General features: G+C 43.6%; 8 protein-coding genes and 2 rRNA genes. 3 read left to right on the top strand and 7 right to left on the bottom strand.

The window, feature by feature from the left end; genetic code table 11:
• Nucleotides 1-210: 210 nt before the first annotated feature.
• The 6 genes from QPX86_RS01205 to QPX86_RS01180 form a co-directional block, all read right to left on the bottom strand.
• Nucleotides 211-3,102, bottom strand: a 23S ribosomal RNA gene (locus QPX86_RS01205).
• Between the two features lie 347 nt (nt 3,103-3,449).
• Nucleotides 3,450-4,994: ribosomal RNA gene (locus QPX86_RS01200) — 16S ribosomal RNA — on the bottom strand.
• The 16S and 23S rRNA genes sit together here, the layout of an rRNA operon.
• A gap of 528 nt (nt 4,995-5,522) precedes the next feature.
• The gene (locus QPX86_RS01195; RefSeq protein WP_220755645.1) at nt 5,523-6,077 is read right to left on the bottom strand and encodes a TlpA family protein disulfide reductase; all 555 of its coding nucleotides are present in this window, start codon (nt 6,075-6,077) and stop codon (nt 5,523-5,525) included.
• Complete coding sequence (gene nrfF, locus QPX86_RS01190; protein WP_220755644.1) at nt 6,077-6,565, bottom strand: heme lyase NrfEFG subunit NrfF; 489 nt, start codon at nt 6,563-6,565, stop codon at nt 6,077-6,079. Before nrfF ends, QPX86_RS01195 begins: the two co-directional genes overlap by 1 nt.
• A 2-nt stretch (nt 6,566-6,567) precedes the next feature.
• Complete coding sequence (locus tag QPX86_RS01185; RefSeq protein ID WP_220755643.1) at nt 6,568-7,119, bottom strand: DsbE family thiol:disulfide interchange protein; 552 nt, start codon at nt 7,117-7,119, stop codon at nt 6,568-6,570.
• A gap of 15 nt (nt 7,120-7,134) precedes the next feature.
• Nucleotides 7,135-9,111, bottom strand: coding sequence for a heme lyase CcmF/NrfE family subunit (locus tag QPX86_RS01180; protein WP_220755642.1), 1,977 nt, complete (start codon nt 9,109-9,111; stop codon nt 7,135-7,137).
• Between the two features lie 428 nt (nt 9,112-9,539).
• Here QPX86_RS01180 and ccmI point away from each other — a divergent pair, with 428 nt between their 5' ends.
• Nucleotides 9,540-10,799: a c-type cytochrome biogenesis protein CcmI gene (ccmI, locus tag QPX86_RS01175; protein WP_220755647.1), complete on the top strand. Its 1,260-nt coding sequence runs from the start codon at nt 9,540-9,542 to the stop codon at nt 10,797-10,799.
• An 85-nt stretch (nt 10,800-10,884) separates the two neighbouring features.
• Here ccmI and QPX86_RS01170 read toward each other — a convergent pair whose 3' ends face one another.
• Nucleotides 10,885-11,178: a c-type cytochrome gene (locus QPX86_RS01170; protein ID WP_220755641.1), complete on the bottom strand. Its 294-nt coding sequence runs from the start codon at nt 11,176-11,178 to the stop codon at nt 10,885-10,887.
• 323 nt (nt 11,179-11,501) lie between these two features.
• Here QPX86_RS01170 and ccmA point away from each other — a divergent pair, with 323 nt between their 5' ends.
• Nucleotides 11,502-12,152: a cytochrome c biogenesis heme-transporting ATPase CcmA gene (gene ccmA, locus QPX86_RS01165; protein WP_220755640.1), complete on the top strand. Its 651-nt coding sequence runs from the start codon at nt 11,502-11,504 to the stop codon at nt 12,150-12,152.
• Between the two features lie 9 nt (nt 12,153-12,161).
• Nucleotides 12,162-12,848, top strand: coding sequence for a heme exporter protein CcmB (gene ccmB, locus QPX86_RS01160; RefSeq protein WP_102529605.1), 687 nt, complete (start codon nt 12,162-12,164; stop codon nt 12,846-12,848).
• Nucleotide 12,849: the final 1 nt, after the last annotated feature.

Here is a 12,849-nt window from a genome sequence, read left to right as displayed (position 1 = left end):
ATTCGGTGTTAATCGCTTATCGCAATTAACTAAATTCGGAAAGCTGTTTCTTTGAGTTTCAAGTACATGGATGTACTTGATGTCATAAATGCAGGAGCATTTTATGACCTTACTTTATTAAGCGCTTTATATTCTTCACTAAGTCTTACCTTTAACAGTAAGTAATAAATCTAGTTACCATCAACTCAGATAAAAACTCATCTGGGTTGTATGGTTAAGCCTCACGAGTCATTAGTACAGGTTAGCTCAACGCCTCACAACGCTTACACACCCTGCCTATCAACGTCCTAGTCTCGAACGGCTCTTTAGAGGAATTAAATTCCTAGGGATGACTCATCTTAGGACTCGCTTCCCGCTTAGATGCTTTCAGCGGTTATCGATTCCGAACGTAGCTACCGGGCAATGCTATTGGCATAACAACCCGAACACCAGCGGTTCGTCCACTCCGGTCCTCTCGTACTAGGAGCAGCTTCCTTCAATCATCCAACGCCCACGGCAGATAGGGACCGAACTGTCTCACGACGTTCTGAACCCAGCTCGCGTACCACTTTAAATGGCGAACAGCCATACCCTTGGGACCGACTTCAGCCCCAGGATGTGATGAGCCGACATCGAGGTGCCAAACACCGCCGTCGATATGAACTCTTGGGCGGTATCAGCCTGTTATCCCCGGAGTACCTTTTATCCGTTGAGCGATGGCCCTTCCATACAGAACCACCGGATCACTATGACCTACTTTCGTACCTGCTCGACGTGTATGTCTCGCAGTTAAGCTGGCTTATGCCATTGCACTAACCGTACGATGTCCGACCGTACTTAGCCAACCTTCGTGCTCCTCCGTTACTCTTTGGGAGGAGACCGCCCCAGTCAAACTACCCACCAGGCACTGTCCCGAACCCCGATAAGGGGCCACGGTTAGAACATCAAAACTACAAGGGTGGTATTTCAAGATTGACTCCACTCCATCTAGCGACGAAGCTTCAAAGTCTCCCACCTATCCTACACATGTAGGTTCAATGTTCAGTGCCAAGCTATAGTAAAGGTTCACGGGGTCTTTCCGTCTAGCCGCGGGTATACGGCATCTTCACCGCAATTTCAACTTCACTGAGTCTCGGCTGGAGACAGCGTGGCCATCATTACGCCATTCGTGCAGGTCGGAACTTACCCGACAAGGAATTTCGCTACCTTAGGACCGTTATAGTTACGGCCGCCGTTTACTTGGGCTTCGATCATGAGCTTCTCCGAAGATAACCCAATCAATTAACCTTCAAGCACCGGGCAGGCGTCATACCGTATACGTCATCTTGCGATTTTGCACAGTACTGTGTTTTTGATAAACAGTTGCAGCCACCTGGTATCTGCGACTCCCAGCAGCTTAGAGAGCAAGTCTCATCACCGCCAGGAGCGTACCTTCTCCCGAAGTTACGGTACCATTTTGCCTAGTTCCTTCAGCCGAGTTCTCTCAAGCGCCTTGGTATTCTCTACCCGACCACCTGTGTCGGTTTGGGGTACGATTCCTACTAACCTGAAGCTTAGAAGATTTTCCTGGAAGCATGGCATCAACTACTTCATCCCCTTGGGGACTCGTCATCAACTCTCAGCCTAGTGTTCACCCGGATTTGCCTAAGTGAACAGCCTACAGTCTTAAACGCGGACAACCAACGCCGCGCTAGCCTAGCCTTCTCCGTCTCTCCATCGCAGTTAGCAAAAGTACAGGAATATTGACCTGTTTCCCATCGACTACGCCTTTCGGCCTCGCCTTAGGGGTCGACTCACCCTGCCCCGATTAACGTTGGACAGGAACCCTTGGTCTTTCGGCGTGGGGGTTTTTCACCCCCATTATCGTTACTCATGTCAGCATTCGCACTTCTGATACGTCCAGTGTGGGTTACCCCTTCACCTTCAACCGCTTACAGAACGCTCCTCTACCGCTTGCTCCTAAGAGCAAACCCATAGCTTCGGTGTATTGCTTAGCCCCGTTAAATCTTCCGCGCAGGCCGACTCGACTAGTGAGCTATTACGCTTTCTTTAAATGATGGCTGCTTCTAAGCCAACATCCTAGCTGTCTAAGCCTTCCCACATCGTTTCCCACTTAGCAATAACTTTGGGACCTTAGCTGATGGTCTGGGTTGTTTCCCTTTTGACGACGGACGTTAGCACCCGCCGTCTGTCTCCCGAGTAGTACTCACTGGTATTCGGAGTTTGCAAAGGGTTGGTAAGTCGGGATGACCCCCTAGCCTTAACAGTGCTCTACCCCCAGTGGTATTCGCTCGAGGCGCTACCTAAATAGCTTTCGAGGAGAACCAGATATCTCCGAGTTTGATTGGCCTTTCACCCCCAGCCACAAGTCATCCGCTAATTTTTCAACATTAGTCGGTTCGGTCCTCCAGTTGATGTTACTCAACCTTCAACCTGCCCATGGCTAGATCACTCGGTTTCGGGTCTACACCTTGCAACTAAACGCGCAGTTAACACTCGGTTTCCCTACGGCTCCGCTATTCGCTTAACCTCGCTACAAAATGTAAGTCGCTGACCCATTATACAAAAGGTACGCAGTCACGGTCTCAAGAACCGCTCCCACTGCTTGTACGTACACGGTTTCAGGTTCTATTTCACTCCCCTCACAGGGGTTCTTTTCGCCTTTCCCTCACGGTACTGGTTCACTATCGGTCAGTCAGGAGTATTTAGCCTTGGAGGATGGTCCCCCCATATTCAAACAGGATGTCACGTGTCCCGCCTTACTCGATTTCATCTATGGTTAGTTTTCATGTACGGGGCTATCACCCTGTGCCGCTGTGCTTTCCAACACATTCCACTAACACCCCATAGACTTAAGGGCTAATCCCCGTTCGCTCGCCGCTACTAGGGGAATCTCGGTTGATTTCTTTTCCTCTGGGTACTTAGATGTTTCAGTTCCCCAGGTTCGCCTCATAACGCTATGTATTCACGTTATGATGACCACTTATGTGGCCGGGTTTCCCCATTCGGACATCGTTAGCTCAAATGCTTGTTACTAGCTCGCCAACGCTTTTCGCAAGTTACTACGTCCTTCATCGCCTCTGACTGCCAAGGCATCCACCGTATACGCTTAGTCACTTAACCATACAACCCAAATAAGTTTCAAAAGAAACTCAAGTTGTACCGTAACTAGCTGGTTTATTACTAATTTGCATCTCTTACGAGTACACAAATTCGCCTTAGTTTTTAGAATATTCAAGACACTTAATAAAGTGTTTTGAGAACTCAATGTATTACTGAAAAGGGATTAACTTCCCAATAATACGATTTGTATTAATTAACATGACAGACTCATGCAATTAAATACTATCAGCTTTCCAAATTGTTAAAGAACAATGCTAACCGGCTTGCGGCGCATTTCGCTCAACTCCATAAAGGAGTAACAAGCAATCTGTGTGAACACTCAACAAACATTAAGTTAGTCGTATAGGTAAGGAGGTGATCCAGCCCCAGGTTCCCCTAGGGCTACCTTGTTACGACTTCACCCCAGTCATGAACCACACCGTGGTAAACGTCCCCCCGAAGGTTAGACTATCTACTTCTGGTGCAGCCCACTCCCATGGTGTGACGGGCGGTGTGTACAAGGCCCGGGAACGTATTCACCGTAGCATTCTGATCTACGATTACTAGCGATTCCGACTTCATGGAGTCGAGTTGCAGACTCCAATCCGGACTACGACGTACTTTGTGAGATTAGCTAGACCTTGCGGCTTTGCAACCCTCTGTATACGCCATTGTAGCACGTGTGTAGCCCTACTCGTAAGGGCCATGATGACTTGACGTCGTCCCCACCTTCCTCCGGTTTATCACCGGCAGTCTCCCTAGAGTTCCCGCCATTACGCGCTGGCAAATAAGGATAGGGGTTGCGCTCGTTGCGGGACTTAACCCAACATTTCACAACACGAGCTGACGACAGCCATGCAGCACCTGTCTCAGAGTTCCCGAAGGCACTAAGCTATCTCTAGCGAATTCTCTGGATGTCAAGAGTAGGTAAGGTTCTTCGCGTTGCATCGAATTAAACCACATGCTCCACCGCTTGTGCGGGCCCCCGTCAATTCATTTGAGTTTTAACCTTGCGGCCGTACTCCCCAGGCGGTCTACTTAATGCGTTAGCTTGGGAGCCCAGTGCTCAAGGCACCAAACTCCGAGTAGACATCGTTTACGGCGTGGACTACCAGGGTATCTAATCCTGTTTGCTCCCCACGCTTTCGTACATGAGCGTCAGTCTTTGTCCAGGGGGCCGCCTTCGCCACCGGTATTCCTTCAGATCTCTACGCATTTCACCGCTACACCTGAAATTCTACCCCCCTCTACAAGACTCTAGTTCACCAGTTCCAAATGCAATTCCCAGGTTGAGCCCGGGGATTTCACATCTGGCTTAATGAACCGCCTGCGTACGCTTTACGCCCAGTAATTCCGATTAACGCTTGGACCCCTCGTATTACCGCGGCTGCTGGCACGAAGTTAGCCGGTCCTTCTTCTGTAGGTAACGTCACAGCAGTTGTTTATTAAACAACTGCCTTTCCTCCCTACTGAAAGTGCTTTACAACCCTAGGGCCTTCTTCACACACGCGGCATGGCTGCATCAGGGTTTCCCCCATTGTGCAATATTCCCCACTGCTGCCTCCCGTAGGAGTCTGGGCCGTGTCTCAGTCCCAGTGTGGCTGATCATCCTCTCAGAACAGCTAGGGATCGTCGCCTTGGTAAGCCATTACCTTACCAACTAGCTAATCCCACCTAGGTTCATCCAATCGCGAAAGGCCCGAAGGTCCCCTCCTTTCCCCCGTAGGGCGTATGCGGTATTAGCAGTCGTTTCCAACTGTTATCCCCCTCGACTGGGCAGATCCCTAGGCATTACTCACCCGTCCGCCGCTCGTCAGCATTGATAGCAAGCTATCAATCTGTTACCGCTCGACTTGCATGTGTTAGGCCTGCCGCCAGCGTTCAATCTGAGCCATGATCAAACTCTTCAATTAAAGTTTTTTGAAACATTCGAAAATGCTTCGGCTCAATGAATTCTGATTACATTATGCAGACTCGGAAGAATCTACATCCTGTTTGTTACATATTGCTATGAACACTCATCGTTACATTGATAATAATTTTGATTGCCACCTAAGTGACAATTTCGATTAACTCAACACCTGTGAGTGTCCACACAGATTTACTTGTTTGATTGTTAAAGAGCGTTGACCGTGTTGGTCAGGGATGCGTATTCTACGCTTTCCCTCGTTGGCGTCAAGTGTTTTTTCAAACTTCTTTTTGCCGTTGATTTGAGGTAGTTAAAACCGCTTCAAATCAAGCTGACTCAGTATTGGCTAGTGCCTGTTGCCGTGTCAGTGGATGCGCATTATAGGCAAATACTGAAACACCGCAAGGGCTTTTTGTAATAAAAACTTAAAAAAAAGATCGCTTGATGAGTTTTTCATCAAAAGCGATCTTTTTTAATCAATTCGCGCTGTAAAAGCCGATTAACCTAGCTAATAACAGCTGTAATATAGTGATTACTGGAACTGTTGTAAGAACTCGATAGCGTTTTCGTCATCCCAATCCACATATGTACGCACATATGCTACCAACTCGCCTTCTTTATTTAAGATAAAGGTGGCAGGTATGGTATCTAATGGGAATACCTCACGCAGATTTTGTCTTGCATCGTAATATGAATTAAACGAAGGTAAGCCAATTGACTCTAGAAAAGGACTAACTTGTTTCTTACCTTCTGCGTCAATAGATATCGGCATTAGTACGAAGTCATCTTTACTCAAGGTCTTCTCTAAACGATCAAGAGCTGGTAATTCTCGTACACAAGGTGGGCACCAAGTCGCCCACATATTCACGATTACTACTTTACCTTTATGCTCATCAAAATCGACTTCTTTACCTTCGGCATCATTAAAACCAATGTGCGCAATAGGAAAAGGGTTCTCAAGAACATTAATCTTATCTAGTGTCGAGTTGCTTACATGCTGCTGTTGCTTTTCCATTCCAGGATAAGCATTAACAGTAATTGTCACTGCTAATGCACTAAGCATGATCGCTTTGATCATGATATTCATTACTTATTATCCTGGCTTTGTTTGCTTTTCAGCAATGCTTCTAACTCATTTCGATCTGCATCGGTCATTTCTGGTGCCGCTGTCGATTTCCCACGTTGTTTACGTACAACAACCAGCGCCACATAAAGTGCAATCAACATTAGTACGAATGGACCAAGCCATAAAATATAAGTTTTCGGATCAAGTCTCGGCTTATAAAGTACAAAGTCACCATAACGACTTGTCATGAAATCTACAATTTCAGCATTGGTCTTGCCATCATCTACCATTGTGTAGACCTCAAGACGTAAATCTTGTGCAACTGGTGAGTTAGAGTCAATTAAGTTTTGATTTTGACATTGCGGACAACGTAATTCATGGGCCAAACTAAGCGCACGTTTTTGGTTGTCGGTAGATTTAAATTCATAGGTATCTACTGGCGTTGCCATCACATTGAAAGCCAAAACCAAACTTGCCATGAAGCCAACAAGTATTTTAAATGTCTTCATTCTTAAACTCCGTCTTGTTTCGCTTCAGCTTGCAACTGTTGGATCATTGGAAATAGAGTCTCACTCCATACGTTCCTATCGATAGGACCTGCATAGCGGAAACGAATGATGCCATTATGATCAACAATAAAACTCTCTGGTGCACCATAAACACCTAGGTCTAAACCTAAACGGCCGTCTTTATCGAAAATATTGATCGTGTAAGGATCACCTTCACGACTTAACTCTCTAATAGCTGGCGCACGCTCGTCGCGATAGTTAACACCATATATGGGTAGAATGTTCTTACGCGCAAGCATCATTAAAAAAGGATGTTCGTATTTACAAGCAGGACACCAAGTTGCCCAAACATTGATTAGCGATACATCACCTTTTAAATCTTCCTGCGTTAGCATTTCACCCGGTGTTTCGAGACGTTCAAGTTGGAAAGCCGGAACCGGCTTTCCTTCTAGTGCTGAATCGAGCTCTTGCGGATTTAAGAATAACCCCTGATATAGAAAAACTCCCATCCCCAAAAACAATACCAATGGTATAAACAGCACCAACTTTTTCATATTTTCTCCAATAAATTAAGCAGTCGCTAATTTCGCTTCTTTATTTTCATCTTTTGCGGTTTTAGTTTCTTTAACACGGTAACGTTTGTCGGAAGCCGCTAAGAAACCACCTACCATCATGAAAATAGAACCAATCCAAATCCAACGAACAAAAGGCTTATAGTTAAGACGTACAGCAAACTGAGTCATACTTAGTGGGTCACCCATAGTGACGTATAAGTCACGGAAAATACCCCAATCAATACCAGCTTCAGTCATATCCATTGTACGAACATTATATTGACGACGATCTGGTCTTAATAATGTGACAAACTTGTCATCTTGATAAACTTCTATCTGACCTTGTTGTGCTGTGTAGTTTGGACCGACTACATTTTTAGTTTCAATGTAGTTAAAGGTATAACCCGCTAACTCTTCACTGATGCCAGGTCCCATACGAACACTTTTCTCAATTGAATAATTAGACACCATAGTGGCACCAACAATTGATACAGCTATACCCATATGCGCCACTAACATACCCATTTCACTACGACCAATCTTATTAAGAGTGAATTTACCATTCACGTCAGTAAGAAGGTTATAAGCAGCTCTAAAGGTAGCAAGTGAAACCCAAGTTGCTGCACCAATACCAAATACAACCCAAAGGTTTAATTCGTCACCAGCTATAAACGGTGTAGCTAAACCAACAACAGCAGCAACAATTGCAGGTATAAGTAATTGACGCTTCAATTCACCCGCTTTCGATTTCTTCCAGCGAATAATTGGACCAATACCCATAAAGCCAAACAGTACTAATACAATTGGTACAAATACAGAATTAAAGTATGGAGGTCCTACAGAGATTTTACCCATACCTAATGCGTCGATTAGTAGCGGGTATAAAGTTCCAAGTAAAACAGTACCAGCTGCAACAGTCAGTAACACGTTACACACTAATAGGAATGTTTCTTTAGACTTCAATTCAAATCTTGCAGGGCTACTCATTTCACTTGCTCGCAGTGCGAATAAGGTTAAGGAGCCGCCAATAGCTAAACCAAGCAGTAGTAAGATGAACATACCACGACTAGGATCTGCTGCGAATGAATGTACTGATGTTAATACACCAGAACGTACAATGAATGTACCTAATAAACTGAGCGAAAATGCAAAGATTGATAGCAATACAGTCCAGTTACGGAACGCACCACGCTTTTCTGTAACAATTAAAGAGTGAACAAGGGCTGTACCGATCAACCAAGGCATAAATGATGCGTTTTCAACTGGATCCCAGAACCACCAACCGCCCCAACCTAATTCGTAGTATGCCCACCAAGAACCAAGAGAGATACCACCGGTTAAGAATACCCATGCAGCTAGTGTCCAAGGACGTGACCAACGAGCCCAAGCTGAATCTAAACGACCACTCATTAGTGCAGCGATAGCAAAAGCAAAGCTAACAGCAAAACCAACATAACCTAGATAAAGCATCGGAGGATGGAAAATTAGACCCACGTCTTGCAACATTGGGTTTAGATCTCGACCTTCCATAGGAATTGGGAAAATTCGCTCAAATGGGCTAGAAGTCAGAATCATAAATAATGTGAAACCAACGATGACCATTGCAAGTACCGACAGTACGCGCGCAATGAACACTTCTTCCATACCTTTACTAAAGGTAGCAACAGCAGCTGCCCAAACCGTTAGAGAAAATACCCAGAAAAGTAATGAACCTTCATGGCCACCCCACACAGCGGCAATTTTAAAGAAAATTGGCAATTGTGAATTGGAGTGATGTGCTACATAAGCCACAGAGAAATCATCAACAGCAAAGCTGTAACCAAGGCTGATGACAGAAAGAGTGATAAAAAAGAACATACCGTAACAAATCGGCCAAGCATATCTTACGAGATACTGGTCTTTACGGGCTGCACCAAATAACGGCACGGTCATCAATAGAATGGCGAATGCCAAACCAATAATGAGCGAGAAGTGTCCAAGTTCAGGGATCATGGGTATTCCTCAATTTTTAAAAAGTTGATCTAGCTATATAGAGCTGAACCAACGCATATCTTACATAATGCTTTAAAACAGTGATATTAACATTAGCTAATACGAATTTGCTTATATTTTAGTAGTTGCTGTTGTTTATGTCTGCCACTTTCGTGCAAAACTGGGTGACTTGTCTCATTCTCAAAAAAATAGAGAGTAAAAACACTCAGTTATCAACTGTTGACCATAAGACAGAAAAAGTTCACTTAAGTTTCGTTTGTTTTTTTTATTGCTTATTAATCTGTGAACCAGTGCTCAACTATGACGATTCTGGTTCGGTTATATCGTATATTACTGTTCAATGAATCATCTTTACGTATAATCTACCCTCAAGTCAGGCGGCTAAGTCGCTCTGTTTTTTCAGCAACCTAAAAGTGAATATTGAAACAATGACCACATTTTGGATATTTATTGCTCTTGTCGTCGTAATCAGTTTAATGCTGATTTGGGTCCCACATTTTCGTCAGCAAAAAATGTTAGCTGCTGAAGAATCAGGCGTACGTAAGCAAACAAACCTTGAGCTATTTAATGAACGTTCTTCTGTCCTTGAAAAAGAGTTAGAAGATGGTTTATTAGATCAAACCGAATTTGATGCACTTAAAAAAGAACTTGAAATCGGCTTACTGCAGGACATGAAGCAAGACGGCGACGATTCTCTTGATACGAAAATTCAATCAAAAGGGATCTTATGGCCATCAGTGATGACTGTTTGTATTCTTGGTATTTCAGGTTACTTCTATCAAACATTAGGTGCTTATCAAGAGCTTTCTAATCCTCCGCAAGCTGAAGCAAGCCCTCATCAAGGCATGAGCCCAGAACAAATTATGGCTCAACGCGTACAAATGATGGAGCAGCAAGTACAAGCAGACCCGGAAAATAGTCAAGCTTGGTTTAGCTTAGGTCACGCTTATATTTCAGCTAACCAATTTGACCAAGCTATTGCTTCATTTGATAAAGTAATGGAGTTAGTAGGAACTGCAGCTGAATTATTAGGCCCTAAAGCAACTGCGATGTACTACAAAAATGGGCAACAAATGAATCCTCAGATTCAGGCGTTGGTTGATCAATCTCTATCTTTAGATGCACAAGACCCATCGACTTTATTACTTGTTGGTATGGACTCTTTCTTTACTGCTGATTACCAAGCTGCGATTAATGCTTGGCAAACCATTTTAGATAGTGGTCGCAGCGATATTGACCGCACAGCAGTAATGAATGCAATTGAATCAGCCAATATGCGTATTCAAGCTGAAACTGGTGAAATGCCAAATGACAGCAATCACAACCCAATGACACAGGCTACTACAGCTAAGACAGTTGATGTTGAAATTGCAATTTCTCCAGAGTTAGCAGATAAAGTTAGCTCAACTGATATGGTGTTTATTTTTGCTCGCTCAACTCAAGGACCTAAAGTTCCACTTGCAGCGACTAAAATTAGCGCAAATAGCCTACCGGTTACTGTGACGCTGGATGATTCCACCTCTATGGGCGGCGATGTAAAACTTAGCAGCGCAGAGAACGTAGAAATTATTGCAGTACTTTCTAAGCACGGAAGTGTTAAAGCACAGGCTGGTGATTTGAAAGGTGTGGTTGCTTCTGTTGCTGTCGGTGAAGAAGCTAAGTTAACTTTAGATACAGTTGTCCAATAAGTCTAACCGTTAACGCTAAAAACTAGCGATTAAAAAGACATTAAAAAACCGGCTAATAGCCGGTTTTTTTATTGAGTTTGCTAAATTACTTAGACATGAACTCAATCGCTTTTTGGTAATCTTCATCTGAACAGTCAGTACACATACCACCTGGTGGCATTGCACCTTTACCAGTTTTAACCGTACCTACTAATGCATCCATACCAGTAGCTAAACGAGGTTCCCATGCAGCGGCATCGTGTGCTTTTGGTGCTCCAGCGACTCCCATGCTGTGACATACTTGACACGCTTTGTTATAAACAGCTTCACCATCTTGAGCGAAAACGTTCGAAGACAAAGTCAATGCAGCAACTGCAGTCATTGCTAATAATTTTTTCATGTTCATCGTTCCTAAATGCAAATAAATTCAAAGCTCAATGCCACCTTTAAACACAGGTAGACTTATATAATCGACATCAGATTACTACAAACTTCAATAAAACTCACCTTTTTGTGATAAGAATCTCACCTTCTTACTCAAATAAAGACAATAAACCTGTAATGAGTAATATATTAGAGAATCATGAAAAAGTTCACATAAGATGTATTTTATTGGAACCACTTCAAATACCTAGCACATAGATGATCTGAATGCTAAACCCTTAATTGTGTTTATGATAATATTCATTTTGTATTCATCCTCAACACGCTAAAGAGGGCTTAGTGACAGACAACAATCAGCAGCAAGTTTTAGTCAGAGCAAATGAACTGACATGTATTCGCGAAGACCGCATTCTATTTGATCAATTAAGCTTCGAGATCAATGCAGGTGATATTGTCCAAATTGAAGGCCCTAATGGTGCAGGTAAAACCAGCTTATTGCGTATCATAGCTGGTTTATCAAGACCATACGCGGGTGAAATTCAGTATATAGATACTGATATCAATCAGTGTCGCGACGAATTTAATGAAGATTTACTATACCTTGGACACCTCGCGGGTGTTAAGAGTGAGTTAACAGCAAATGAAAATCTTAACTTCAATTTAAGGTTGAGCGGTTATGATGACTTTGATAGTTATGATTTACTCGCTAAGGTTAACTTAGGCGGTTTCGAAGAGGCGCTAGCTGGACACTTATCAGCAGGTCAACACAGAAGAACAGCCCTAGCCAGACTCTGGCATACCAATTGTAAAATATGGATTCTAGATGAACCTTTTACCGCCATTGATAAAAAAGGCGTAGAAGAGCTGGAACAATTGTTTATTAAGCACACTCAAAGAGGTGGATGTGTCATTATGACGACTCACCAAGATATGAGTCTCATTACAGATGAAGTGCTTCGTAAGATCAAACTAGACTATCGCTTCGTATAAGGTACAACAATGAAAAGAGGCATCAGTTACACCCAAGCATTTCTGACATTGTTGCAACGTGATTTAAAAATCGCGATAAGACATCGTGGGGATATTTTTAATCCACTGTTGTTTTTTGTTTTAGTCGTAACCCTGTTTCCTTTAGGGATTGGACCTGAACCTCAGGTTTTATCACGCGTAGCACCTGGCATCATTTGGGTTGCAGCACTATTGGCTTCAATGTTGTCACTAGAACGATTGTTTAAAGCAGATTTTAATGACGGCAGCTTAGAGCAGATGCTACTAAGCCCGCAACCGTTACCAATACTAGTATTATCAAAAGTATTGGCTCACTGGATTTTAACTGGTGTACCATTGATATTAGTAGCACCTTTATTAGCAGTTTTGCTACATTTAGAAAGCAATAGCTATACTGCACTAATTTTAACGTTAACTGTGGGCACACCCGTTTTATCGTTACTTGGCGCTATTGGTGTTGCATTAACCGTAGGGTTACGCAAAGGCGGAGTGTTACTTAGCTTGCTCATTTTGCCGCTTTATATACCAGTACTAATTTTTGCTACCAGTGCAATTGATGCTGCTGGTTTAAATTTACCTTATACCGGACAACTTGCCATTATTGGCGCCATGTTGGTCGGATCATTAATTATGGCACCGTTTGCAATTGGTGCTTCATTACGAGTGAGTACAAACTGAT

Source organism: Shewanella goraebulensis, from assembly GCF_030252245.1.
Taxonomy (GTDB): domain Bacteria; phylum Pseudomonadota; class Gammaproteobacteria; order Enterobacterales; family Shewanellaceae; genus Shewanella; species Shewanella goraebulensis.
This window is presented reverse-complemented; position numbering and strand designations above follow the sequence as displayed.

What these genes read in the sequence shown, in the direction of transcription:
- nrfF (WP_220755644.1), bottom strand. Translation starts at nt 6,565, where the DNA reads ATGAAGACATTTAAAATACTTGTTGGCTTCATGGCAAGTTTGGTTTTG.
- ccmB (WP_102529605.1), top strand. Translation starts at nt 12,162, where the DNA reads ATGAAAAGAGGCATCAGTTACACCCAAGCATTTCTGACATTGTTGCAA.
- QPX86_RS01170 (WP_220755641.1), bottom strand. Translation starts at nt 11,178, where the DNA reads ATGAAAAAATTATTAGCAATGACTGCAGTTGCTGCATTGACTTTGTCT.
- ccmI (WP_220755647.1), top strand. Translation starts at nt 9,540, where the DNA reads ATGACCACATTTTGGATATTTATTGCTCTTGTCGTCGTAATCAGTTTA.
- QPX86_RS01180 (WP_220755642.1), bottom strand. Translation starts at nt 9,111, where the DNA reads ATGATCCCTGAACTTGGACACTTCTCGCTCATTATTGGTTTGGCATTC.
- QPX86_RS01185 (WP_220755643.1), bottom strand. Translation starts at nt 7,119, where the DNA reads ATGAAAAAGTTGGTGCTGTTTATACCATTGGTATTGTTTTTGGGGATG.
- QPX86_RS01195 (WP_220755645.1), bottom strand. Translation starts at nt 6,077, where the DNA reads ATGAATATCATGATCAAAGCGATCATGCTTAGTGCATTAGCAGTGACA.